At 66.5% G+C, this 23,769-nt stretch carries 20 protein-coding genes; 12 read left to right on the top strand and 8 right to left on the bottom strand.

Annotation, left to right across the window (positions count from 1 at the left end; translation table 11 throughout):
• Nucleotides 1–109: 109 nt before the first annotated feature.
• The 5 genes from G5C50_RS22025 to G5C50_RS22005 form a co-directional block, all read right to left on the bottom strand.
• Nucleotides 110–3,421, bottom strand: coding sequence for a DUF5696 domain-containing protein (locus G5C50_RS22025; protein WP_165073007.1), 3,312 nt, complete (start codon nucleotides 3,419–3,421; stop codon nucleotides 110–112).
• A 159-nt stretch (nucleotides 3,422–3,580) separates the two neighbouring features.
• Nucleotides 3,581–5,203, bottom strand: coding sequence for a hypothetical protein (locus G5C50_RS22020; RefSeq protein ID WP_165073005.1), 1,623 nt, complete (start codon nucleotides 5,201–5,203; stop codon nucleotides 3,581–3,583).
• 189 nt (nucleotides 5,204–5,392) lie between these two features.
• Nucleotides 5,393–7,000, bottom strand: coding sequence for a lipopolysaccharide biosynthesis protein (locus tag G5C50_RS22015; protein ID WP_165073003.1), 1,608 nt, complete (start codon nucleotides 6,998–7,000; stop codon nucleotides 5,393–5,395).
• 151 nt (nucleotides 7,001–7,151) lie between these two features.
• A complete protein-coding gene (locus G5C50_RS22010; RefSeq protein WP_206107800.1) occupies nucleotides 7,152–10,541 on the bottom strand; it encodes a S41 family peptidase in 3,390 nt (1,129 codons plus the stop codon).
• 185 nt (nucleotides 10,542–10,726) lie between these two features.
• A complete protein-coding gene (locus tag G5C50_RS22005; RefSeq protein ID WP_165073001.1) occupies nucleotides 10,727–11,956 on the bottom strand; it encodes a polysaccharide pyruvyl transferase family protein in 1,230 nt (409 codons plus the stop codon).
• 305 nt (nucleotides 11,957–12,261) lie between these two features.
• Between G5C50_RS22005 and G5C50_RS22000 the strand changes: the two genes are divergently transcribed.
• Both G5C50_RS22000 and G5C50_RS21995 read left to right on the top strand, forming a co-directional pair.
• Nucleotides 12,262–12,711 (top strand): hypothetical protein, encoded by a 450-nt coding sequence (locus G5C50_RS22000; RefSeq protein WP_165072999.1) that lies wholly within the window; start codon nucleotides 12,262–12,264, stop codon nucleotides 12,709–12,711.
• A 138-nt stretch (nucleotides 12,712–12,849) separates the two neighbouring features.
• On the top strand, nucleotides 12,850–13,860 hold the full coding sequence (locus G5C50_RS21995; protein ID WP_165072997.1) for a DUF1559 domain-containing protein: 1,011 nt from the start codon (nucleotides 12,850–12,852) through the stop codon (nucleotides 13,858–13,860).
• Here the strand turns inward: G5C50_RS21995 and G5C50_RS21990 are convergent.
• The 3 genes from G5C50_RS21990 to G5C50_RS21980 all read right to left on the bottom strand — a co-directional run bounded on the left by G5C50_RS21990 (nucleotide 13,838) and on the right by G5C50_RS21980 (nucleotide 16,143).
• Entirely contained in the window at nucleotides 13,838–14,209 is a 372-nt protein-coding gene (locus G5C50_RS21990; RefSeq protein ID WP_165072996.1) for a hypothetical protein, read from the bottom strand. The genes G5C50_RS21995 and G5C50_RS21990 overlap by 23 nt on opposite strands.
• Nucleotides 14,210–14,270: 61 nt before the next feature.
• Nucleotides 14,271–14,765, bottom strand: a complete 495-nt coding sequence (locus tag G5C50_RS21985) for a hypothetical protein (protein ID WP_206107799.1) — start codon at nucleotides 14,763–14,765, stop codon at nucleotides 14,271–14,273.
• Between the two features lie 34 nt (nucleotides 14,766–14,799).
• Nucleotides 14,800–16,143, bottom strand: a complete 1,344-nt coding sequence (locus G5C50_RS21980; RefSeq protein ID WP_165072989.1) for a PP2C family protein-serine/threonine phosphatase — start codon at nucleotides 16,141–16,143, stop codon at nucleotides 14,800–14,802.
• 275 nt (nucleotides 16,144–16,418) lie between these two features.
• On the opposite strand from G5C50_RS21980, the gene G5C50_RS21975 reads away from it, so the two are divergent.
• The 10 genes from G5C50_RS21975 (at nucleotide 16,419) to G5C50_RS21930 (ending at nucleotide 23,696) form a co-directional block, all read left to right on the top strand.
• Complete coding sequence (locus G5C50_RS21975; RefSeq protein WP_165072987.1) at nucleotides 16,419–17,291, top strand: tetratricopeptide repeat protein; 873 nt, start codon at nucleotides 16,419–16,421, stop codon at nucleotides 17,289–17,291.
• Nucleotides 17,292–17,535: 244 nt separating this feature from the next.
• Nucleotides 17,536–18,219 (top strand): ribulose-phosphate 3-epimerase, encoded by a 684-nt coding sequence (gene rpe / locus G5C50_RS21970; RefSeq protein WP_165072985.1) that lies wholly within the window; start codon nucleotides 17,536–17,538, stop codon nucleotides 18,217–18,219.
• A 50-nt stretch (nucleotides 18,220–18,269) separates the two neighbouring features.
• Complete coding sequence (locus G5C50_RS21965; protein WP_165072983.1) at nucleotides 18,270–18,560, top strand: barstar family protein; 291 nt, start codon at nucleotides 18,270–18,272, stop codon at nucleotides 18,558–18,560.
• A gap of 145 nt (nucleotides 18,561–18,705) precedes the next feature.
• Nucleotides 18,706–19,056, top strand: coding sequence for a CPCC family cysteine-rich protein (locus G5C50_RS21960; RefSeq protein WP_206107798.1), 351 nt, complete (start codon nucleotides 18,706–18,708; stop codon nucleotides 19,054–19,056).
• A gap of 133 nt (nucleotides 19,057–19,189) precedes the next feature.
• Nucleotides 19,190–19,441 (top strand): DUF6868 family protein, encoded by a 252-nt coding sequence (locus tag G5C50_RS21955; RefSeq protein ID WP_165072981.1) that lies wholly within the window; start codon nucleotides 19,190–19,192, stop codon nucleotides 19,439–19,441.
• Nucleotides 19,442–19,498: 57 nt separating this feature from the next.
• Nucleotides 19,499–21,013, top strand: coding sequence for a sulfatase (locus tag G5C50_RS21950; RefSeq protein ID WP_165072979.1), 1,515 nt, complete (start codon nucleotides 19,499–19,501; stop codon nucleotides 21,011–21,013).
• A gap of 292 nt (nucleotides 21,014–21,305) precedes the next feature.
• Nucleotides 21,306–22,346: a hypothetical protein gene (locus G5C50_RS21945; protein WP_165072977.1), complete on the top strand. Its 1,041-nt coding sequence runs from the start codon at nucleotides 21,306–21,308 to the stop codon at nucleotides 22,344–22,346.
• A 216-nt stretch (nucleotides 22,347–22,562) separates the two neighbouring features.
• The gene (locus G5C50_RS21940; protein ID WP_165072975.1) at nucleotides 22,563–23,180 is read left to right on the top strand and encodes a sigma-70 family RNA polymerase sigma factor; all 618 of its coding nucleotides are present in this window, start codon (nucleotides 22,563–22,565) and stop codon (nucleotides 23,178–23,180) included.
• Nucleotides 23,177–23,434, top strand: a complete 258-nt coding sequence (locus tag G5C50_RS21935; RefSeq protein WP_165072973.1) for a hypothetical protein — start codon at nucleotides 23,177–23,179, stop codon at nucleotides 23,432–23,434. The genes G5C50_RS21940 and G5C50_RS21935 overlap by 4 nt, the downstream gene beginning before the upstream one ends.
• A gap of 49 nt (nucleotides 23,435–23,483) precedes the next feature.
• On the top strand, nucleotides 23,484–23,696 hold the full coding sequence (locus G5C50_RS21930; RefSeq protein WP_165072971.1) for a hypothetical protein: 213 nt from the start codon (nucleotides 23,484–23,486) through the stop codon (nucleotides 23,694–23,696).
• Nucleotides 23,697–23,769 lie beyond the last annotated feature (73 nt).

The following is a 23,769-nucleotide window of genomic DNA, read 5'->3' as shown; positions in this document are numbered from 1 at the left end:
TCGTCCGAGTCGAGAGCGACAGTTGATTGGTCAATCCCCCCTCATCCGGCCCTTCGGGCCACCTTTCCCCGCGAGGGGGGAAGGCCGTTATGGTTCAGATACGGACGAGTCATCCCGCCGGCCAGCGGTAGGATTTGGCGCCGTTGAGTTTGATGCGCATCCAGCGGCCGTCGAAGGTGGTTTCGACGCGCGGGGATGAGCCGCCGTCGGCGCGGACTTCGGTGGGCTTGCCGAAGCGGGCGGTGTCGAGCTGGAGGGAGAACGATCGCTCGCGGGGGATGACGTGGGCGACCCATTCGCCGCCGACCTTGCGGAGAGAGACGCCGCCGTCGGTCTTGATCGGGCCGAAGTCGACGACCTTGTTCTCGCGGTTCAGGTTCACCACGTTGATCGCCGAGCGTTCGCCGTCGGCGGGCTTTTCGGGGACGAAGCGGACGGTCCGGCCGGAGTCGGAGACGCGGACCACGCCCAGCAGGTTGCGGCCCGCCTTGTCGGTCGGGCCGTCGAGCGCGGCGCGGCCGGCTCCGGGGGCGTGCAGGCCGATCGTCCAGGAGTAGTCGCCGTCGGGGAGGTTGTCGGGAACCTTGATCGTGTACGGGCCGTCGTCCACGGTCGTCCCGGGCCGCCATCGGGGCGCTGGGGTCGTCAGTGCGTGGTCCTGCTGGAAGAGGATCTCGCGGTCGTCGGAGCCGACCTTGCCGAAGTGGACGAAGGTTCGATAGTCCGTCTTCACCGCGTCGCGGACCTTCCACGCATACAGGACGGCAAACGTCCTCGGCCCCGTCTGCTGGAACTTCAGGACCGTCGGCGAAACCCGCAAAACGCCCGAGAAATCCCAGTCCGCCGCCGCCCGCGCGTTGGCGAAGAAGCTGTCGGGGGTCTCGACCGTGTCGGCCACGATTCCGCCGCGCACGGTCGTCCCCGCGGAGAAGCCCTCGGCGCGGGCGATCCAGCCGAAGCGGGGAAGCTCCACGCCGTCGACCTTCATCGGCGTCTCCGACTGGTTGGCGACGACCGTCAGCCCGCCGTCGTACCGCACGCGGACGCGGTTCCAGGCGTCGGGCGTGGAGGCTCCCTCGCGGATCAGGGCGGAGGCGTCCAGCCATCGGCCGTCACGTTCGTACTCGATCTTCGTCACGGCCGACGTTGCATACCGCGGCATCACGGCCGCCATCAGGTTAGTTTCGAGCCAGGCCAGCGGGACGGACGACCAGGCCCCGCCTCCCAGGAACCCAGCGTGCCCGAACGCGACCTCCTGCACGCGGTACTGGTCGAGCACCGCCACCGGCGGCAGCGAGCCCCTCGGCACGCGGCCCTCATCCCACCAGCGCTCGTAATAGCCCATGCCGTGGTTGAGCTGGAGCGGGTGGATCTTCAGCAGGTCGAAGTCGACGAACAGAGGCGCGTCGAGGCCCGCGTTCCCCGGCCAGCCGGCGCCGAACTGAGCCTCAGCGCCGTCGAGCAGGCCGCTCCAGTACCAGTGGTGATTCCCCTCGCCGAAGACCGGCCCGCCGTGGGCGTCGCGGAGGAACTGCCAGGTCTCGCGGTGGGCCTGCCGCACGCGCTGATACTTGCCTGCGCCGTCGAGGCCCGCCTGCTGGTCGACGTGGAACCAGGGGACGACCGACGAATTCACGTCCAGGAAGCTGGCCTCGGTGTCGTACCGGCGGTGGATCTCCGGCGACTGCGTCCGCGCCAGGTCGACCATCACGGTCGGCTTGACGGCGAACGACTGGATGTTGTTCCCCTTATGAAACCACGCCTTCACCCGTTGATTGGCGGAATCGCGGGCGATGTGCTTCTCGTCGAACCCCTCGAAGTTCGGGTAATAGTCGACGTAGTTCTCGTGGAGCGCGACGAGGTAGCCCAGGCGCTTGGCGATGCTCTTGAGCATCCGCATGCCGGCCTCGCCCCCCTTGTCCTCGGCGGCCGGATAGTGGGCGGGCAGGGCGTTGTCGTACCCGCTGCGCTGCCAGTTGTGGACGATGACCGCCAACCGCTCCAGCCCGGCGTCGTGGAGGGCTTCCAGCTTGTGGGCGATGTCCGCGTAGTTCCCGCCCCAGATGTCGAGGACGACGCGGTCCGACAGGTCCTTCAGGTAGGGCGAGGGAGGATTCGGGATGTTGGGGAGAACCTCGTCCACGTTCCAGGCGGCCGAGTAGAGGAACCGCTCAACGACCGGGTTACGCGCGCCGTCCGTCAGCGCCAGGTAGTCGGCCCGCATCCCGTCGTTGCGAGACGAGCCCGAGGCCGTCCAGTCGACGATGCTGGATACAAACAGATCCTGAACCGGCAGATAAAACACCGCGTTGTTGAGATACGGCACGGCCACCTCGCGACGCGCGGCGACGGGCCCCCACGAACCGCCGTCGATCTGCTCGACGATCGGCTGGTCGACGTTCACGTCGAGTACCAGACTGCGGCCGGCGATCGAGCCGGTTGCGCGGAGCACGGCCGGCTTGCCGTCGACGTCGAACGTCCGGACGAGCGTCGGCCCACCGGCGGATTCCTCCCATCGCCACTCCTTGGCGGCGGCCTTGCCGACCCACTGAATCTTCGCGGTGGTCGCCAGCGGCGCACGCGTCATGCCGACGCCCTTGCGATCGGCCTCCAGGACGATCGAGCCGAAGACGCCGCCGGCGGCCGTCGGCGGCGACCAACGGAAGGCGAACGAGCCGTCGGCGTCGGTGGTGCGGAGGATGTAGTCGTCCCCTTCGCGACGGACGTCCGTCTTGACGGGCGTGACGGCCGGCGGTGCGAGGCCCTTCCCCTCGCGCGAGGCCAGGCCGCGGTACATCACCGGCGGCGAGGCCGGCCGGGAGGCCGTCGCGGCCTTGAAGCCGTCCAGGACGATCGAGCGCCCCGCCCACAGGCTGAAATCGAAGCTGGCATTCCCCTTCGGACCCGGGTCGGTCTCGAACCGGATCACGACGGTCTTGCCGCCCTGCTTCGTCAGGTCGACGTCGAAGGGCTTCCAACTCGCGTCGGTGCGAATCTCGTCAAGCGCGGGGCTGCCATCGACCAGAATGCGGAATCGGACGCCGTCCGACTTGCCGACGCCGTCCTCGCGGAGCGCCGTGGCGCCTTTCAACGTGATGGTTCGAGCCTGCGGCAGGGCGACGTGGAACTCCTGGAACGCGACGCCGGTCCCCCCGCGCCAGGGGCAGTGCTGGAGGATCGCCGGCCGGCCGTTGCGGAGGCCGTCCGGGATCAGCGCCACGCCCGTCCGCTCGTCGAAGCGGCCCGACCAGCCGACGGGGAAATCCTCCTCGGCCTTGCCCCGGTAGGCGAAGCCGACGCGATACAGCCCGACCTCGTCCAGGTTCCACACGGCCGCGTCCGGCCGAACCAGCAGCGCGTCCGTTGAGACCTGCGCCGCACCCACAACCGCCAACACCGCCGCCAAAAGTCCACCGAACATCGTCGATCCCTCCGAGTCTCGACCATGCCCGCGAACATTCGGCCCGCGGGCCTAAGCTCGTTATAAGGCATGATCGAGTCCGGAGCCATGATGCACCCCTCCGTGGGTTGACTGGGGGGCCGGGTGAGTCGCCTCGTTTATCGACGGCCGTGGATCAGTTTACGATTTCTTACGCGATCGGGATGAGGGTGAAGCAGGCCTCTCGGTCGTCCGGTCCTTGAGTCGCCTGGTCCAACCCTCGTCGAGTTTCGCCGTCCAGAGTGAGTTGTCGAACGCGATGCGTTCCGGGTTCGCCCTGGCGGCCGTCACGACTGTGGGGCCGAACAACGCGCCCAGGGCGGAGTCCGCGCCGTGGCGGACGACGATTTCATCGACCTCCAACTGCTCCCTGGGCAATTTCACGTTCTCGGTGTTTGGTCGACTGAAGGAGACGACGTAAGGCTGGCCGTGTCGCGGCGACTCCGCCAGACTCCACTCTCCGCTGCGGTATCGAAGCCCGCAGTAGCTGCGCAGGAGATAGGTCAAGAACCTTTGAAACGCTGATGCTCCAAGCTCATACGGGGCCGACTGCCGACCGCAGAGATAGACGATTGTATCTGTCCGCTCGTAGCTCTTCAGGAATTTCATCAAGTTGTCGAAGACGTGCTTGTGAGCCTTACGGAGGTTGTCGTATTCCCCTTCGATCATGTGGCTCATCGGGTCGCGATTCGCATTTTGAGCCGCTGGATTGGGGTACCTGGTCCTGATGCGGTCCTCCGCCTTGCGAAGCTCTGCGTGGAATTCCTTCATCCGTGCGGACCAATCTTCGAGGGACTTGAAGGGAGGGGTCTTGGGGGCTCTTCCAAGCAGGACGTCGGTCAGGGCTTTTTGATCCAGGTCGAAGAGGCGAAGGCGGACGGCGTCGATCAGACCGCCGTCGCCCGTTCCGGAGACAAGCCAGCGCCGGGGCCAGACGCCGCGGATCGTCGGCTGCGACAGAACCTCCTGGTGCCAGTAGGACCGGAACGGCACCCCCTCGAACTCTGTTTCCAGTCCGAAGCCGACCGCCGCGATGACGACGTCGTAGCGATCTCGAAAGTTGCGCGGGGGACCGACGGGCAGATACTGCCGCCGATGCTTGACCCAGGCCGTCTCCCGGCCTTCGGCGAGGACCTGGATCTGATCACCGGACGGAACGATTTGCCGGACGTCGGAGCCCAGTCGATAGTGGAAGAAGTCCTCATCGCTCGTTTCAGCGAGGCCGTCCTCGCCGGCTTCCTGTTTGCGCGTCAGTTCGGCGAGTTGATCTCTGTCGAGGTTGCGCGTTTTATAGCAGAGGTCGAGCAGGCGCTCCGCCTCCTTGAGCACGGTGTGACGTACCTCGTCGGCGGTTCCCTCGTTCCAGTTCAGGATCGGGAAGTCGGTCGACGTGTCCCCGCAGCGTTCCTCGGGCCATCGATAGATCAGCGGGTGAATGTAGCGATGGGCCGCGCCGTACTGGTAGGCCATCGGCTCATGGTTGCGGTCGTAAATGGCCAGGCGTTTCGCGCCCTGAAGCAGGCAGGCCGTCGCCGCCGCGACCCCCGCCAATCCGGCCCCGATCACGGCGATCGATTTGTTCTCGATCTTCTCGAGTTGCTCGAGCGCCCACGTCAGTTTGAACGCTCGTTGCTGTTGGGAGGCCAGATTCAGAGGAGTTGAAGCGCTTCCGATCTGGAAGACGTCGACCTTCGGGCCCGGAAGCGCGACCCGCATCGCGTCGAGAATGCTCTTCGCTTCGAGGATCTGCGCGGTCGTGGCCATCGGAATGCTCTCCGCTGAATAGCAGGCCCTTCCGAATCGATCGAGCGTCTACGGCCAAGAAGTCTCCATCGGACTTCGCCGTCTTCGTGGAAAGGTACGCAAAAAGCGTAGCTCAGGCGAAACAGGCGATCCATAGGAATCTGGATGTCGCCGATATGAAGCCTGCCGGGTGGGCGTCCCAGCCCACTCTCAGCGGCGGGCGAGCTTGGAGGCGAGCTTCGAGAGGTCCTGGCGGCCGGTGGGGGCGAGGGTGTAGCCGGCCAGGTAGGCGGTCAGGCCCACGCTCAGGTGGACGAGCAGCGGCAGGGCGCGGGTGGCGAGGCTCTTGCCGGGGAACGTCACCGGGAACCACTGCGAGAAGAGCAGGCAGGCGACGACCGCCGCGCATGCTCCTACCAGCGGCGGGCCCAGCGTCCGCGTCAGGAAGGTCCAGGGGTCGATCTCCAGCACCTTCGCCACGTACACGCCGGGGATGATCAGGTTGGAGAAGAAGGTCGTCAGAATCGTCCCCCAGATCACGCCCGCCACGCCGATCCGCGTGGTCAGGTAGTAGCTGACCGGCAGGTTCACCATCGCTCCACCCAGGGCGGCCAGCGCGATGACCGGGATCTTGTTGAAGCCGATCGCCATCTGAACGGGGACCGACAGCACCAGCGGCAGCGCGGCGGTCAGGAAGAGCCGCATCAAGGGTGCCACTTCAGACGCCGGCCGACCCAGGCGGTCGCCCACCCAGAGGGTCAGGAACGGTGAGGCGTACAGCCAGGCCAGCAGCCCCAGCGGCAGCAGCGCGGCGAGGTGCATTCGGGTGCCGTCGTACTTCAGGCGTTCCAGGCTCTTCTCGTCGCGGGCGGCGGCCAGGCTGGCGACGGCCGGCATCACCATGTAGGCGAGCATCCAGCCCGTCTGGCGGAGCTGCAGGAACGGCTTGCTGACCACGTCGTAAACCGCGTTCGCCTGGGCGGGGTCGGGGATCACGAAGCCCAGGATCGTGGTGTCGATCTTGTCGGCCAGGATCACGCTGACCTGGAGCAACGCCATGTAGAAGCTGACGTGCCCGAGCGCCTTGTAGTCTTCCCAGTGGGCGCCGCGGAAGGTCAGCCGTTGGCCCAACTCTCGGGTGAGGACCCAGATCGACGGCCCCAGCGACAGCCCGATCGTGATGGCCGTCTGCATGACCACCACCCAGATGAACGGCATCCCCGCCTTCAGTCCGGCCCAGAGCGCCACGAAGCGGAGGATCGTGATGCCGAACTCGATCCGCGGCATGAACTCATAGCGACGCGCCGCCTGGAGCACGCTGGAGATCACCACCGACAGTCCGTAGCACGGCGCCGTGAGGATCTGGATCCACAGGAGCTGGACGATCAGGCCGTACTTGGGATGGCCGACGTATTTCGAGTGCGGCAGGCCGAGGTAGGCGATCGCCAGCAGGGCGACGACCTGAACCAGGGCGGTCGCCGCGTAGAAGTTCAGGCCGCAGGCGACGGCCCGGTCCACCCCTTCGCGGTCTCCCCTCGTCCACGATTGCGAGATCTGCCGCTGAAGGGCCGAACTGACGCCGAACTCGAAGAGCATCTGGAGGAAGCCGAACCCCCAGGCGAAGCCGTAAGCCCCCAGCCCATCCTTGCCGACGCCCGCGGATTCCAGCAGCAGCCGGGTCGTCCAGAGCGACAGCACGATCTGAACGGGAACCCGGAACGCCAGCCAGAGGGTGCCGCTGAAGAGCCTCGCCAGAACGGGAGGCAAGGCGCGCGGGGACGTTGCAGGATTCGCAGGGATCGTGGGAGCCGTGCTCAAAGGGTCCTTCCTCGGCGGCGAAGACAATCCGGTCGCGCTCCGCGTGACATCCCCAGATGTGAATCGAACGGGCCGTATCTTAACGGGGCCCGGCGCGACTCGATACCCCAATCCAATCGAGGGGAGGCGCCGGGGCCCGACGTCAATCACCTTACTCCGAAGGCTTTCGGACGCGGGTCGGCGGGGGGAACGACGGCGGCTTGGGGGTGGGGGACTTCTCCAGAGCCTCCAGGATCATGGCGATCGCCCGGTCGAGCTGCGGATCCTCGCCGGCCGCGACGCGGGCGGGGTCCTGCTCCACGTCGACGTCCGGCGGCACGCCCTGGTTCTCGACGATCCAGCCGTCCTCGGTGAACTGGGCGATATTGGGAGCCGTGACCATGCCCCCATCCATCAGGACGGGGAACTCCAGGATGCCGACCACGCCTCCCCAGGTTCGCTTGCCGACCAGCGGGCCGAGGCCGAACTTGCGGAACATCCAGGGGAGGATGTCGCCGCCTGAGCCGGCCGTCTCGTCGATGAGCATCACCTTGGGGCCCATGATCGCCGCGTTGGGAGTCCGCTGGGGGGCGCCGTGGCGAGTGGCCCAGTACGCGATCAGGGGGCGTCGAAGCATGTCGATGTAGTAGTCGGCGATCTGGCCGCCGCCATTGAACCGCTCGTCGACGATCACGGCGTCCTTGTCGGCTTGAGGGTAGAAATACCGCTTGAACGACGCGAAGCCGTTGCCCGCCGTGTCGGGGACGTAGACGTAGGCGACGCGTCCCTTGGTGCGGTCGTGGACCTTTTTGAGGTTCCCCTCGACCCACGCCCGGTTGCGCAGGGGGCCGTCCTCGGCGATCGGCTCGACGATCACGGTGCGGGCGTCGGAGCCGTCGGGCTTGGGGCCGACCTTCAGCTCGGTCCGGCGGCCGACGGTTCCCTCGAACGGTTTGTAAACCTCGGCGTCGGCCCGGACGTCCTTGCCGTCGACGGCCAGCAAGTAGTCGCCGACCTTCACGTCGACGCCGGGAGCGGTGAGCGGAGCGCGGAGGGCGGGATCCCAGAAGGCGCCGCCGTAGATCGTCTTGAACTTGTAGCGGCCTTCGGCGACCTCGTAGTCGGCGCCCAGCAGGCCGACGGGGACCTTCTTCGGCTCGTACACCCGCTCGCCGCCGAAGAGGTAGCTGTGGCCGACGGAAAGCTCGCTGAGCATCGCGCGGATGACGCGGTTCAGGTCGGTGCGAGTCGCCAGGTGGGGGAGGAACGGCTCGTACTTCTTCCGCACGGCCTCCCAGTCGGCGCCGTGCATATTGGGGGCGTAGAAGAAGTCGCGGTTGATCCGCCAGGCCTCGTGGAAGATCTGCGGCCACTCGGCGCGGGGGTCGACGGCGATCGACACAGCGCCCACGGCGGCGATCGCGCCGTCGCCCTTCTTGAACTTGCCGGCGTCGACGATCCCGACGGTCTCGCCCGCCCGGTAGAGGATCTTCTTGCCGTCGGGCGTCAGCCGGTAGTCGGACACGCCTTCGGCGAGGGTCTCCTCCTCGCGGGTCTTGAAGTCGAACCGCTTGAGCGAAGGCTTGCCTTCGCCCTCCTGGATGGGTCGCGTGACCGGGCGATGGACGTAATAGACCTTCCCCTTCTCCCCAGCGGCGACGTTCGTGATCCAGCCCGCCTCCACCGGCGCGACGGGGATGATCCGCCCCGCGATGCCGTCGACCTCGATCACCGTCGGCTTGGGCTCGTCCTTCTTCTCCTTGTCCTTATCCTTTGCTTTGTCTTTGTCCTTGTCTTTGTCGTCGGCCTTTTCTTTCTCCAGCTTCTTGGAGGTCTCATCCTCGTTGCCGGCGGCTTCCTTCTTCTCGTCCTTGGCCTTGTCCTTGTCCTTCTCGTCGTCGTCCTTCTCGCCTTCCTCGTCATTGAGCTTGAGGAGCGGGTTGGGGGTCGCCTTGGCGAGGGTGACGACGTAGAGCGTGGATGAGATGGGGGCGTCGGTGGCCGACTGATCGAACGAGTTCTTGATCGGGCCGGCGTCGGTCGAGGCGGAGAAGAAGAGATACTTGCCGGTGGTGTCGAAGACCGGATCGCCGGCTTCGGCGAGGCCGTCGGTGATCGGGAAACTCGCCCCCTGATCGAGCGAGTAGAGGCCGACCGTGCCGATCCCCGCCTTGCTCAGCAGGGTGTAGGCGATCCACTTCGAATCGGGCGACCAGCGCGCGACGGGGCGGTCGTCCCAGTAGATCGGCTCGGAGACGACCTTCTTCACAGCGTCGGTGGCCAGGTCGATGTAGGCGAGGGTCTTGGAGCAATCCGTGAAGGCGATCTTCTTGCCGTCGGGCGACCAGACGGGGTCCTGGTAATAGCCGGGGCCGCTCAGACGGTGAACGACCACGTCACCCTTGCCGTCCTGCGGCCGGACGTGCAGGGCGTACTCGCCGGAGGCGTCGCTGAAATACGCGATGGACTTGCCGTCGGGCGACCAGACAGGCGAGCGCTCGTGGATCGCGGGGGTCTCGGTGAGGTTCCGCGGATCGCCTTGCTTGGCCGGGACGGTGACGATCTCGCCGCGATACTCCAGCACAGCCCGCTTGCCGCTGGGCGAGACGTCCGCCGCGCGGATCAGCTTGGGATTGCTCACGCGCCGAGGGCGAGCCTCGACGAGATCAGCCGCAACGGGGACCTTCAGCCGGGTCGACGCTTTTTTCTCAGGGTCGTAGACGTGTAGATATCCAGCTTGGTCGTAAATGATCCTGCCGTCGCCGGCCGAGGCGGATTCGACGGGGAAGTCCTTGTGGTCGGTGAGTCGGGCCACGGCCTTCGTGGCGGGGTCGAACGAGAAGAGGTTGAACTCGCCGTCGCGGTCGGAGAGGAAGTAGACCGTCTGGCCGACCCACATGGGCATGGTGTCGTTGCAGCCGCCCTCGGGTTTGGGGATCTCGACGTGCGAGAGGTCGGCGAGCTTCAGGACCCAGATCCGCGAGGCCGTGCCGCCGCGATAGTTCTTCCACTGGCGGAACCGCTCGGCGATGGGCGTGTAGGCGAGGTACGCGCCGTCGGGGGAGATCGCCCCCATGTCGGCCGAGGGGACCGGCAGCCGATCGGGGGCGCCTCCGGTCGTCGCAACGCTGTAAAGCTGGCCGAACCGGTTCGTGAATACGCCGCGTTGGGAGTTGAACAGAACCTTGCCGTCGGGCGTGAAGCCGCGGACGACGTCGTCGCCGGGGTGCCAGGTCAGCCGCTTCGGCTCGCCGCCGTCGGCAGGAACCACGAAGACGTCGACGTTGCCGTCGTACGTCCCCGTGAACGCGATCGTCTTGCCGTCGGGTGAGAATCTCGGCCAGCTCTCCACCCCCGGATGAGACGTCAACCGCCGCGCGTGCGAGCCGTCCGCGTCGGCCGTCCAGACGTCGTCCGCATACGTGAACGCGATCCGCCCCGGCGCGATCGCCGGCAAGGCCAGCATCCGTGTGTCGGACGGGTCCACGGCCTTTGCTTCGGCCGCTGCTGACAGCAGGGCCGCAACGAACGCCAGTCTCCAACGCATGCGGCTCGACGTCATCTCAGGTCTTCTTCCTTGGTCGAAGAGATCTCTTCGTACCCTTTCCCGCCGGGGGAGGGTCATCGGAGTTCGGAGGCTGTGTCGGACGTGTGTGGCTCGATCCGAAGTGCAACGACCCTCATCCGCCGCTGCGCGGCACCTTCTTGAAGTGCATCGACGGATTCGATGGGATCGCCTGGAGCCTTTCAAATCCCCAACTCCCCGCGCAGCACGTCCATCATCCGCTTCATCCGGGCGTCGGCGACGGCCTTGGCTTTGAGGGCCTTGGCCTTTGCGGCGGCGGGATCGTTGATGATGGAGAGGACGATGGGGGTCAGGCGCTGGGCGGGCTCGTCGTGGTCGTGGTCGAGGAGCCAGTCCTCCAGGCCGATGTCCTTCCACATGAAGCCCTTGGAGGTCTGTTCCTTGAACCGGCAGACGACGGCCGGAATTCCGTGGCCGATGCACATGATGGGGCTGTGCTGCTCGTTGCCGAACAGGCCCGCGCTGCGGTTGTAGACGCTCTGGGCGAAGTCGGTCAGCCAGTAGTCCTTCCGCCAGACGACGCGGGGCTTCACGTCTTCGGGGAGCTTGTCGTAGATCGTCTCCCGGTTCAGCTTCATCTGGGTGGCGTCTTCCGGGCAGAGCAGGACCTTCATGGACGTCTGGCGGACCACGGCGATCACGGCCTCGCGCAGAGGGGCGATGTCGTGCTCCTTCATCTGGTCGTTGTACGCCTGGGTCTCGGGCTCGAACTTGCGCTCGGGTTTGACCTCCCAGTAGGGCGTTTTGCGCTGGCGGGCGATGCAGCAGACGAATTTCCCTTCCTCCAGCCCGACCTCCTTCAGCCAGGCCTCGGCGGGAGCGTCGGCGACGAGGTCGCAGGCGAAGGTGGCGTCGGGGCCGAACTCCAGAACGGGGCAGGTCGCCCCATGCTCCTTCGCCACGCCCAGCGAAACGGAATCGCGGAAGAACGCGAACCGGGCGCCGTCGATCACCTTCAACCCCTCGGGCGTGTACGTCCACGTCACGCCGCCGATGCCGTAGGGCTTGCCCGTCTTCTGCTTCCACTCGACCAGGCTCGTCTGCCCGACGATCGACGGCCCTGAACCGTGCAGCAGGAAGTCGTGGGTCTTGAACGCCTCGGCCTTGGCCTCGCCGGTCTTCGGCATGATCGCCAGCTTCGGGAACCGCTTGCGGAGGATCTCGTCGACGCCGTTGTCAACGCTGCTGGGCCAGAGCGTGACCTCGCACTCCGGCAGGTGCTGCTCCAGCAGCCGCAGCATCCCCGGCGTATGCGCGACGTCGCCGATGTTCACCGTCTGCCACGACGACCGCAGCAGGATGCGCTTCTTCGCCTCGACCCGCGCCCCAAGGGCTCCCCGCGAAAGCGCCGCCGATGCGACGGCGGACCGGATCCAATCCCGACGGTTCATGACGACGTCCTCCCGTTGTTGATCCGTCGTCAGGATAGACGGCCGGCGACGGCGACGCCACCACGTACATCGGAGGCCGTCCGGATTGGGTGAGGAGACACGACGACCGCCCGCAGTCGACGCAGGGACGATACGTCGTATGAAAAAATCGAAGGATAATGCCGAGGTTGTTGATGCAATACTGTTTGATGAAATTGGATTAGAATAGTTGGATTTTTGTTGTGCTCGATTTCGCCTTCATTAGAATCTCACTCCCGGGCCGCTGGGACGGGCTCGGCGGCGATCGAGACGACGAGGACATGCTCATGACGCGAGCGCGAATCGGCGTCGCGGCGGTGGTCGTCGCGCTGGCCTCGGCGGGTGGTTGCAGCGAGGTGGACGACGTTCCTCGCGAGCCGATCTCCGGAACGGTGAACCTTGACGGCCAGCCGCTGAAAATCGGGACGATCCAGTTCCTTCCGGAGGCCGCGGAGGCGGGGGTCGCCTCGGGCGGCCCGGTCGTGGACGGCCGTTTCAACGTGGTCAGGGCCGACGGCCCGGGGCCGGGAACCTACAAGGTGATGATCTTCTCCCAGGGATCGGTTCCCAAGGAGCCGGTCGAGCTGAACAACAATGAGATGCCCGGCGCCATCCAGGCCAAGCCGGCGCCTCGGACGGGCGAGATCCCGATCCGCTACAACCTCCAGACCGAGCTGACGGCCGAGGTCAGGCCCGGCGGCCCCAACTCGTACGACTTCGACCTCAAGAAGAAGTGACCCCGAGCCCCTCTCCGGGCTCGACCTTCCTCTCTCCTCAAGAACTTCTCCCCGCCTCGATCGACCTCTCCGCGCATCCTCACACCACGAGCGCCGCCCCGACGGGCCCGGCGCATCCAGCGTTACCAGGAGGTCCCCATGCCGACGTCCTCGCCGCGCCGCGCGTTCACGCTGATCGAGTTGTTGGTGGTCATCGCGATCATTGCCGTCCTCATCGCCCTGCTATTGCCCGCCGTCCAGAGCGCCCGCGAGGCGGCGCGGCGGGCCCAGTGCGTCAACAACCTGAAACAGATCGGGCTGGGGGTGATGAACTACGAGTCCGCGATGGGCTCGTTTCCGCCGGGGATTAAGGGGAGCATCTGGGGGACGTGGCAGGTCTTCGTGCTCCCTTATGTGGAGCAGCAAAATCTGTTCAACGCCTGGAACACCGCGGGCAATAACATGGTCGGTTCGACGACGCAGGGGGTCTCCTACGGGTCGGTGTTCAACATCACCGTGTCGTCGAGCCGGATCTCGGCCTACACGTGCCCGTCCGACGAACCGCAGGCCCCGATCAGTTCGACCGTCAACGGCATTACCCGCTCCGTCACGTCGCACAACTATGCAGTCAACTTCGGCAACCTTTTCAAGTTCCAGAACCAGGCGACGTTCCAGAACTACCCGTTCCTGGGGGCCCCGTTCAGCGACATCGGCTCCCCCAACCAGTCGATCCCATCGAGCGTCCTGACGGGCCCGACGGGCGGCTACCGAGTGGCTCGGATCAGCGAGATCATCGACGGCCTGAGCAACACGTTGATGGCCGCCGAACAGATCCAGGGCCGACAGGTCGTCTCGCGCGACCTCCGCGGCTTCGGCTGGTGGTACGGCGGCGCGGCCTTCGAGGCCTGGCTGGCGCCCAACAGTCCGATCCCCGACCAGATGGAGCCCGGCGCAGGCTACTGCGACTCCTCGCGCCCCAACCCCCCGTGCATCTCCGCCCCCGACGTCACCCTGATCACCACCGCCGCCCGCAGCCGACACTCCGGCGGCGTCAACACCGCCATGTGCGACGGCAGCGTCCGGTTCTGCAAGAACTCGATCAACCTCGGCGTCTGGCGAGCCCTCAGCTCCACCCGCGGGGGAGAGATCATCTCGGCCGACGCGTATTGAGCCGGCCCGGTCTACGTACCTGATATCGACCGACGTCGGACGTCCTCCCCTGGTAGAATCCCTCGGGAGGAACGTCCATCATGCGACCGATCGCATCAACGACCTCAAGGCCTTCAAGGGCTTCATCGAACAACGTCTCGTCGAGGGTGGGGTCGAGCCCACGCTCGGCGAGACGCTCGCTCAATGGGAGGTTGCGAATCAGAGCGACGAGGCACTCGCGGAGACCCTCGATGCCATCCGCGAGGGACTTGCCGACGCTGAAGCCGGCCGCGTCGCCCCGGCGCGCCAGGCCGTTGACGAACTTCGTCGGAAACACGGCCTGCCGCCGCTGCCATGAGGATCGACTCATGCAGCGGGCGCTCAGTGATCTCGAACGGCTCGCCTCCTCGGGCAATGATCGAACAAGCGGGTCAGGGTGGCGGCGGAGGGAAAGACGCCGCGGGGGCGGCGCGGACGATTTCGTACGTCCAGCCACGTTCGCGGCAAGTCCGCTGAAAGACTTCGATCCAGGCGTCGTCCAGCGGCGCTCCATAGGTCTCGATCCGGATGGGATCAAGTTCGGATGAGAGGCGGCCGTTGCGCCCGAAGGCGGCCACGCGGATCAAGGGCTTTCGGCCGTTGACGTCCTCGTAGGCTTCGGCCCAGACGGTCCAGTCTGCGGTTCTCGACTTGCCGGTGCCGCCAATCCGTCTCGCCACGGCCGTGCGACCGGCCGTGGCGGCGATCTCCAGCATTTGATCGCCGGCGGCCATGGCGGCGTCGTGCTGGCGGTATAGCTCGACCCTACGCGCCTCCCATGCGCCGACGTAGCTTCGCAACGCCACGAACCATCCCATTAACAGAGCGATGCTCAGCACGTGGACCATCAAGCTGCGAATCGTCGTGCGGGGGCGGGGGAGGTCCACGGTTGCCTCAGCTATGGTGTCGTTGTATCCCGGGTCACGAGATCCTCGCCACCACCAGGGTCTGGTCGTCGTCGGGGTCTCGGCGGCCGGTGAAGCCGTCGACGCCTTCGAGGATGGCGTCGACCATCTGTTTGGCGGAGAGGGAGCAGAGGCCCAGGATGGTGTCGAGCCGATCGGGGGTGAACTGGTTCCCCTGGGCGTTCATGGCCTCGGTGACGCCGTCGGTGTACAGGACCAGGTAGTCGCCGGGGACGAGGGTGACGGACGACTCGGCGTAGTCCAGGCCCTCGAACAGGCCCAGCGGCGGCCCGCCGACGTCTTCCAGGGCGATCACCGTTCCTTGTGAGCACCTTCGGATCCGGGGTGGGTTGTGCCCAGCGCAGGCGTAGGAGAACGTCCGCGAGGACGGATCGTAGATCCCGTAGAAGGCGGTGACGAAGACCTCGTTCTCGGCCGTGTAGGTGGTCGCCAGCCGCTGGTTGACGTGCTTCAGCAGGGCGCCCGGCGGGTCGGGGTGTCCCGGGTGCCCGTGCGAGAGGCTGTGGAGGATGGCCATCATCACGGCGGCTGGCGTGCCGTGGCCGCTGACGTCGGCGATGAGAAAGCCCCAGCGGCCGCCGGGCAGCTCGAAGAAGTCGTAGTAGTCGCCGCCCGCCCACTGCGAGGTCCGGTAGTAGGTCGCCAGCTCGACGCCGGGGATCTCGGGGAGCTTCTTGGGCAGAAGCGAGCGCTGGATGTCGGCGACGACGCGCAACTCGCGGTCGACGACGTCGTAGGCCTGCTTGAGCTGGTCGGTGAGGACGAGGTTCTGGGTGGCCCGGCCGAACAGGCTGCTGATCCAGAAGCGCTCGGGGAACTCTTCGGGTTCCCACGCGTTGGGGGCCTCGCGCAGCGAGACGACCATGTTCAGTCCCACGCCCTGGTCGTAGTGCGGCATGGCCATCAGCGACCGCATGCCGGCGAGTTGGTCGGCGGCGGGGTCGTCGGGCTTCATCTCGGCGGAGATGTCGTCGATGATCCTGGGCTGGTCGGCGTAGATCAGCTCCGCGAGGAGGCCCCCCTCCAGCACGGGCAGCTTGTCCTTCTGCTTCCAGGGGTTGACCTCCTCCGTCCAGAGGCTCGACCGGGTGATGCGGTACTGGGGGTATTCGAGCCCGCGGCGGCTAAGGGAGATCCACCGATCCGAGGGCATGATCTGGCGGACGCGACGGCCGTAGGCGCGCACCATCTCCTGGGGATCCGTGTGGTTGCTCATCTCCCGCATCAACTCGGCGACCTCCGCCAGCCTGGCCTGCCAATCGCTGGATCCCCAGGCGGGGGAGGGGGGCTCGGCGGGGAGCGAACCGGCGACGCTCGGGGCACTCTCGATGGATGACATGGGTGGCGCTCGCTTCGTCCATCCGTCCTGATCGATCCGTGAACTCGGGTCCATTATACCCGGTCGGTCGAGGGGGGGGCCGGTTCCCGAGGACTACGGAGGGGCGTATCATCTGGTGAAGTCTCGCGCTCAAGGGCCTCGTCCCTCTCCCGCCGGGAGAGGGTGGCCCGAAGGGCCGGGTGAGGGTCGTCGGACCTGTAGGCATAGCTTGGCTTTGCGGTTGCTGCCCGATGACCCTCCTCCGCCGAACATCCTCTACCGAAACCCCAGCGACCATGAACCACGCGACGTCCGAACCCTCTCCGTACATTCTGGATGCGACGACCGCGACGTTCCCGACCGAGGTTGCGGAGCGATCGAAAACGGTCCCCGTGGTGGTCGACGTTTGGGCGGAGTGGTGCCAGCCCTGCAAGATGCTCGGCCCGGTGCTCGAAAAGCTGGCCCGCGAGTACGACGGCCGGTTCGTGCTGGTGAAGGTCGATTCCGACCAGTCGCCCGAAGTCGCCGCCGGCCTTCAGGCTCGGTCGATTCCCGCCGTCTACGGCGTCCGCGACGGCCAGATCCTTGAAGCCTTCACCGGCGTCCAGTCGGAGTCGTTCATCCGTCAGTGGCTCGACCGACTCCTGCCGACGAAGGCCGAGACGCTCGCCGCCGAGGCCCGCGGCCAGGAATCGTCCGACCCCGACGCCGCCGCCTCGAAATACGCCGAGGCCCTGGCGCTGGAGCCCGAACTTCCCGCCGCCCGGATCGGTCAGGGCCGCCTGGCGATGGCGGCCGGTCGAATCGAGGAGGCCCAGGCGACGGTGGCTGAGTTAGAGCGCCGGGGATTCCTGGAGCCCGAGGCCGAGAGGCTCAAGGCCGAACTCGTGCTGAAGGCCCAGGGCGTCGGCTCCGCCGACCTCGACGCCGCCCGCGCCGAGTCCGAGGCGAACCCTCGCGACAAGTCGAAGAAGCTCCGTCTGGCCGAGGCGCTCGCCGCCGCCGGCCGCCACGAGGAAGCCCTGGCCACCGCCCTCGACCTCGTCGAGACCGACCGCAAGAACACCGGCGAGGAGGCCCGCAAGCTGATGCTCGCCGTCTTCCAGCTCCTGCCCGAGGACTCCAAGACCGTCGTCGACTACCGTCGTCGGCTCTCGTTCGCTCTTTGATCTGGAAACACGCAAGACCGCTCGGCACTCCTTGCATGAAAATGAAATGGGTGCCTCTATCCTCCCTTCTCCCCCTGTGGGAGAAGGTGCCCCGAAGGGGCGGATGAGGGGTGCGAGACCGAAGGCCGTTGGGGTCCCCCTCATCCGGCCTTCGGCCACCTTCTCCCACAGGGGGAGAAGGGAGGTTCATCGCGCTCCTGGACCTTTGCTCAAGATTCGTACCGACCCCACGGAGCCCCTCCCGATGATCCCCCGGACCGACGACCGCCGCTTCAAGATCGCCCCTTCGATTCTCTCGGCCGACCTGTCGCGGTTGGCGGAGCAGGTCCGCGAGGTGGAGGCGGCGGGGGCGGATCGGATCCATGTGGACGTGATGGACGGCCGGTTCGTCCCCAACATCACGTTCGGCCCGGTGTTGGTGAAGTGGCTGCGGCCGGTCACCACGCTGCACCTGGAAGGCCACCTCATGATCCACGCCCCGGACGACTTCCTGGACGCCTTCGCCGAGGCCGGGATCGACAGCCTGATCGTCCACGTCGAAGGGGCGCTCCACCTCAACCGGACGATCCAGCGCATCAAGGCGTTGAACCTGCGAGCCGGCGTGGCGATCAACCCGGCCACCCCCGCCGTGATGCTGGAAGAGGTCCTCCCCGATCTGGATCTCGTCCTGGCGATGACCGTCAACCCGGGCTTCGGCGGCCAGTCGTTCATCACCGGGACGCTCAAGAAGATCCAGACCATCCGCCAGATGATCGACCGCGAGAACCCCGCTTGCGAACTGGAAGTCGACGGCGGCGTCGACGCCGAGACCGCCCCCAAACTCATCGAAGCCGGCGCCCGCGTCTTCGTCGCCGGCTCCTCCGTCTACGGCGCCCCGGACGGCCCCACAGCGGGGATGCAGAGGCTGGCACGCGCGATGGGTCTGTAATTCAGGACGAACCTCTGCGACGCTTTACGTCGTTTGACGGGGAGCCGTTGATGGATGAACGCGCCGAGCTTGTGGTCGTCGACCTGTCGGAGGTCACATCGGGTCCGGAGCTTCACGCCATACTGGCTCGGGCCCTTGAGTTCCCCGATTTCTACGGGAGGAACTGGAACGCGTTCTGGGATTCCATCACGGGTTTGGTGGCCATGCCACATCGGCTGCGCTTGGTTGGCTGGTCGAGGTTTGAGGATCGCATGCCTGAAGAGACGAGGTATCTACGAGGCTGCCTCGACGAGATGAGCCAGCAATTTCCTGAGTGGGCGTCCACCGTCGAATATGCCTAGCCCACGATGGGTGGCATGGCCACGCTTGCGTGGCCATGGATCGGCGTGGGATGATCGCGGGAGCGTCGCCGGTTGCAAGCCCATGAATCGTGTGGGCGACGCGACCAGTCGAGCGCAGGACGATCCAGCCCCGGAGTTCCCACCGATGGAGCCGCGACCGGACGACGACGATGCTCTCAGCTCAAGGGAAGCCGGGATCGCCTGGTTCCTTGAGTACGTTTCGCGGATGGACGCTCAGCCGCCTCAATTGCCCGTCCGTTGTCCTTGCTGCTTCTGCAAGACGCTCACGGAACGCGGCGGCTTCGACATCTGCCCCGTCTGTTTCTGGGAGGACGACGGCCAGGACGATTACGACGCCGACGTCGTCCGGGGCGGACCGAATGGAGCGTTGAGCCTCACCCAGGCCCGGGCGAACTATCAGAAATTCTCGGCCTGCGACGAGCATTCGATCCCACACGTCAGGCCGGCCCTACCCGCCGAGCAACCCGACGCTTGATGGCGTGCGATCGCGCGGCCTTCGCCGATCGCGGGCCAACGGAGAGCGTGAACGGTGGAGCAGCCGCGACAAACCTGGAGCTGAAACGAAGAGTCAAGCCGTCGTCCAATCCGCTGCGCGAGAGGAGATCACCGTGGACACTGAATTCCTGTGTCGCTTCCTCCTGTGGTCGTTGGCGGTCAACTACACTCTCTTGCTCGCCTGGTTCTTCGCGTTCGCCTTCGCCCGCGATGTGATTCATCGGCTGCACGGCCTGTGGTTCCGATTCTCGGACGAGACCTTCGACCTGATCCACTATGTCGGGATGCTTGCTTACAAGATCGGTATTCTACTCTTCAACCTGGCCCCGCTGATCGCGCTCTGGCTGATGCGAAAGGGCGGCTGAGGGGTTTGGATGCGGAGCGTCGTTAGTCAGGTTGCGTAGAACGAGGGCGCAAGGTCGATGGAACACGTCGCGATCGCCATCAAGGACGCCGTGACGAAGCTGACAGCCAACGAGAGATTTCCCAAGCAGAGGCCAGTCATGAAGGGTCGGCGCGTCATCGTTCTCGCCGCTGTGGCGGCGTGGCTTGGCATGGTTTCATCCGCGCCCGCTCAGCAGCAGCCGGACCGGCTGAACGTCGTGCTCATCCTGGTGGACGACCTGGGCTGGACGGACTTCGCCTGCTACGGCAGCGACCTCCACGAGACGCCCAACATCGACAAACTGGCGCGCGACGGCGTGAAGTTCACCCAGGCCTACTCATCCTGCACGGTCTGCTCGCCCACCCGCGCGAGCCTTCTGACCGGCAAGTACCCGGCGCGGCTGCACGTCACCGACTGGATCCCCGGCCAGATGCCGGCCAACCCGAAGATGCTCGTGCCTGACTGGACCAAGTACCTCCCCCTTGAGGAGACGACCCTCGCCGACGTCTTCCGATCGAACGGCTATGCGACGGTCAGCCTCGGCAAGTGGCACCTCGGCGGGCCGGAATACTACCCGGAGAAGCACGGTTTCGACGGCAACATCGGCGGCACGCACCTTCCCCAGCCTCCCGTCGGCTACTTCGCCCCGTGGAAAATCGACACCCTCTCCGAAGGGAAGCCGGGCGACTACCTCACCGACCGCCTGGGCGACGAGGCCGTCCGATACCTGCAAGACCACAAGGACCGGCCGTTCTTCCTCTATTTCCCGCACTACGGAGTCCACACGCCGATCCAGGGCCGCGCGGACCTCGTCGAGAAATACAACAAGAAGCTGCGTCCCGGGCTCGAGCACCACAACCCCGCGTACGCGGCCATGGTAGAGAGCGTGGACGAAACCGTGGGGCGCGTCCGCAAAACCCTCGCCGATCTTGGGATCGCCGATCGGACGATCGTGGTCGTGGCCTCGGACAACGGCGGACGCGTCCCGACCACCTCGAACAAACCCCTCCGCGCCGGCAAGGGCTCGTGTTACGAGGGGGGAGTCCGCGTCCCCTTGATCATCTCCTGGCCCGGCGTCACGAAGCCGGGCGGCGTCTGCGATGCGCCTGTCATCACAGCCGATCTCTATCCGACCCTCCTGCAGGCGACCGGGCTCAAGGACGCGCCAGAGCATCGCCCCGACGGCGTCAGTCTGGTCCCCTTGCTTCGCAGGACGGGCGACCTGAAACGCGACGCTCTGTTCTGGCACTATCCCCACCACCAGCACTACCAGCAGGGCGGGACCATGCCCTACAGCGCCGTGCGCGAGGGGGACCTCAAGCTGATCGAGCAACTCGACGACGGCCGGCTCGAACTCTACAACCTCTGCGACGACCCCGGCGAACAGCACGACCTCGCCGCTGAGAAGCCGGACGTCGCCCGCCGCCTGCGGGATCGCCTTCAGGCCTGGCGTGAAGAGGGCGGGGCCCAGATGCCGACGCCGAATCCGAACTACGACCCCGCCAAGCCCCAGCACATCCCCAGGCCGAAAAAGGCTGAAGCCGAGAAGTGACGGGCGGCATGCCTCGCCATGCGGGGCCATCGATCGACGCCGCATGAGCGCGACCGTCGCCGATCGCTTTGCCGACGAGCGTGAGCGCGGGGCGATGGGGCGCTTCTGACCCCCCCCTTTTCGGTGAGCGCCCCGAAGCCCGATCCCGCGCCGATCGCGACTGGTCGAACCGGGCCGCGGCGCGCGATCGAAATCGACGCGTTTGTGGGAATTCGGTAGGCGGAGGGCGAGGGCGTTGATTTAATCGGGGGCGTACGGGTCGCTCGTCACAAGACATAGGTGGGATCCAATAATGACTACAACCGCTGTTAAATCGTCGCTCGCGGTCGTCGTCTGTGGTCTCGTCGCGATCAGCGGAGCCAATTCGGCCGCCGACTTCGAAGGGCCTGACCCCCAGGCCGAGTTGCTCAAGAGCAAGGGGGTCGACAAGGTCAAAGGGACGTATCGGCTGGCGTCGGAGGCCGACGTCTACGGGCGCTATGAGGAGACGCTGGCCGCGATGGACGCGGCCGCCGAGGCCATCGAACGGGCGGGCGCGGTGGCCGCGACGAACCAGTCGATCATCAACTTTCACCAACGCATCGCGTTCGATCGCGCGTTCGTCGGCGAGATGAAGCTTGCCAAGCGGGACGGCAAGACGCTCGAAGAACAGACCGCCTTTCGCGCCGGCAAGGCCGACATCAAAGCCGCGCAGAGAGAGCGAGCGATGCAAGGCCAGGCGAAAACGAAGGCCCAGCCGAAAGCAGAAGCGCGGCTCGCGAAGCTGGCCGAGGAGGCCTGCCAGGCAGCGGAGTCGAAACGGTCGGCGCTGGCCGAGCGCGTCCGGGAAGTCGTGCGCGAGTACGAGACGCTCGCCGCCGATCCCGACGTCCGAACCGCCCTCGGCGACGCGAAGCTGACGCCCTCGGACGGCTTCCTCAAACTGGCCGCCGTGCTCAAGATCGCGAAGCCCAGGAAGGCGAACGCGCTGACGGAGTCCCCCGGTCGACGGCCCAGGGAGATCGACGAGGCCATCGCCCAACTGAAATCGGCGCGCGACGCCCTGAAGACCGTGCCGTTCAGGAAGGGGGCCGATCAGTTCGAGGAACGAGACAAGCGGCGCAACGACACCATCAAGCTCATCGAGAATGCCATCGGCAAGCTCGATCAGGGTGAGGACGCCTCGAAGCTACTCGACGAAGCGGTCGCCATGAATAAGGGCTACGGCGTAATGAACCGGAACCCCAGGGCCCGCGATGCTCTCGACGAGGCGGGTTCGCACCTCCAAAAGGCCGTGGATCTGCTCCACGGGCTGACGGCTCGGGCGGACGGCAAGGCGGATTCGGACAAATAGAACCAGTGAGGCCGCATCCTCGGACGGATAACGGATACCTGGACGAGCCCCCTGGCCATGCTCGCGTGGCCAGGGGGCTCGGCTCGCTGCGCCACGGTTTTTGGGAAGTGCATGACTCCCTGCAAATCTTCCCCCCTCGACGATCCGGAAGATTCTCCGAAGAATCGTGTAAGGAATCGCGACGCTCTGCGGGGTAAGCGATAGAGGGAGAAGGCGATGACCATTGAGGGGGCCGCCGCCGTGGAAGCGCTGATCGAACGGAGCCTGGCTGGGGACGACGCCGCGCGTCGGGAGCTGCTGGAGCGGCACCGCGACGATCTGCGGCGGATGGTCCGGGCCCGGCTGGATCGTCGGCTGGCCTCGCGAATCGACCCCTCGGACGTCGTCCAGGACGCGCTGGCGGAAGCCTCGACGCGGCTGGACGACTTCCTCCGCGACCGCCCCTTGCCGTTCCTGGGATGGCTGCGGCAGCTGACTTCCGACCGAGTCGTCGACGCCCACCGACGGCACATCACGGCGCAGGCGCGAAGCGTCCGCCGCGAGGCCGCGCCGGAGTCGTGGGACGATTCGCGGTCGGCCCTAAGCCGCCGCCTGGCCGCCGACGACACCAGCCCCAGCGGGCGATTGGCCCGCCAGGAGCGGATCGAGCGAGTCATGGCCGCGCTCGACGGCATGCCGACCAAGGACCGTGAGATTCTCGTGATGCGCCACATCGAACAACTCGGCGCGGCCCAGATCGCCGAGGCCCTGGGTTGTACGCCGGGCGCGGCCGAGGTCCGCCTCTACCGCGCCCTGGTCAAACTCCGAGCCCGGCTGGAGGGGCTCGACGCGTGAACGAACCTCCCCTTTCCGACGAGGCCCTGGACGCCGCCCTGGCCGTCCTGGCCGAACAGATCACCGCCAGGCTTCAGGAGGGGGAGACGCTCGCCGTCGACGCCATCCTGGAGCGGCACCCGGCCCAGGCCGGCGCCCTTCGCGCCATGCTTCCGACCCTGCGGCGGCTCGCCGAACTGACCCGCGCCGTCGATCCCAAACTCAACCGCCGACGCCTCATCGACCCCGACCCCCGGACGACCTCCGGGCTCTGATCGAACCGAGTCCTACGTGTCGCCCAGCAAAAGGAGTGGACCCGTCGTCATGACCTCTGAACGGCCCCGAAAGCAACGTCGCCTCGCCGCCCTTGGGCTCGCCCTGGCCGTCGTCCTCGCCGGCTGCGGCGACGAGACGTCCCGCATGGCCGGAACGATCGACCTCCCCGAACGCAAACCCGCCGGCCAGTTCGACGCCAAGCAGGCCGCCGCCGACGTCAAGGCGAAGGCCAAGGCCGCGAAGGCCGCCCAGACCCATTGAGCCAGAGCCAGCCGACCCAGACCGCAACCAACCGGCCCCTCCTCCCTCCTCTCTCCAGGGCCGTCCGTCACCT

The sequence above is a fragment of the Paludisphaera rhizosphaerae genome, from assembly GCF_011065895.1.
GTDB classification, from domain to species: Bacteria; Planctomycetota; Planctomycetia; order Isosphaerales; family Isosphaeraceae; genus Paludisphaera; species Paludisphaera rhizosphaerae.
Note: the sequence above shows the minus strand (reverse complement) of the source record. Positions and strands in the feature narration are given on the sequence as shown.

What these genes read in the sequence shown, in the direction of transcription:
- G5C50_RS22025 (WP_165073007.1), bottom strand. Translation starts at nt 3,421, where the DNA reads ATGTTCGGTGGACTTTTGGCGGCGGTGTTGGCGGTTGTGGGTGCGGCG.
- G5C50_RS22020 (WP_165073005.1), bottom strand. Translation starts at nt 5,203, where the DNA reads ATGGCCACGACCGCGCAGATCCTCGAAGCGAAGAGCATTCTCGACGCG.
- G5C50_RS22010 (WP_206107800.1), bottom strand. Translation starts at nt 10,541, where the DNA reads ATGACGTCGAGCCGCATGCGTTGGAGACTGGCGTTCGTTGCGGCCCTG.
- G5C50_RS22005 (WP_165073001.1), bottom strand. Translation starts at nt 11,956, where the DNA reads ATGAACCGTCGGGATTGGATCCGGTCCGCCGTCGCATCGGCGGCGCTT.
- G5C50_RS22000 (WP_165072999.1), top strand. Translation starts at nt 12,262, where the DNA reads ATGACGCGAGCGCGAATCGGCGTCGCGGCGGTGGTCGTCGCGCTGGCC.
- G5C50_RS21995 (WP_165072997.1), top strand. Translation starts at nt 12,850, where the DNA reads ATGCCGACGTCCTCGCCGCGCCGCGCGTTCACGCTGATCGAGTTGTTG.
- G5C50_RS21990 (WP_165072996.1), bottom strand. Translation starts at nt 14,209, where the DNA reads ATGAGTCGATCCTCATGGCAGCGGCGGCAGGCCGTGTTTCCGACGAAG.
- G5C50_RS21980 (WP_165072989.1), bottom strand. Translation starts at nt 16,143, where the DNA reads ATGTCATCCATCGAGAGTGCCCCGAGCGTCGCCGGTTCGCTCCCCGCC.
- G5C50_RS21975 (WP_165072987.1), top strand. Translation starts at nt 16,419, where the DNA reads ATGAACCACGCGACGTCCGAACCCTCTCCGTACATTCTGGATGCGACG.
- rpe (WP_165072985.1), top strand. Translation starts at nt 17,536, where the DNA reads ATGATCCCCCGGACCGACGACCGCCGCTTCAAGATCGCCCCTTCGATT.
- G5C50_RS21965 (WP_165072983.1), top strand. Translation starts at nt 18,270, where the DNA reads ATGGATGAACGCGCCGAGCTTGTGGTCGTCGACCTGTCGGAGGTCACA.
- G5C50_RS21960 (WP_206107798.1), top strand. Translation starts at nt 18,706, where the DNA reads ATGGAGCCGCGACCGGACGACGACGATGCTCTCAGCTCAAGGGAAGCC.
- G5C50_RS21950 (WP_165072979.1), top strand. Translation starts at nt 19,499, where the DNA reads ATGGAACACGTCGCGATCGCCATCAAGGACGCCGTGACGAAGCTGACA.
- G5C50_RS21945 (WP_165072977.1), top strand. Translation starts at nt 21,306, where the DNA reads ATGACTACAACCGCTGTTAAATCGTCGCTCGCGGTCGTCGTCTGTGGT.
- G5C50_RS21940 (WP_165072975.1), top strand. Translation starts at nt 22,563, where the DNA reads ATGACCATTGAGGGGGCCGCCGCCGTGGAAGCGCTGATCGAACGGAGC.
- G5C50_RS21930 (WP_165072971.1), top strand. Translation starts at nt 23,484, where the DNA reads ATGACCTCTGAACGGCCCCGAAAGCAACGTCGCCTCGCCGCCCTTGGG.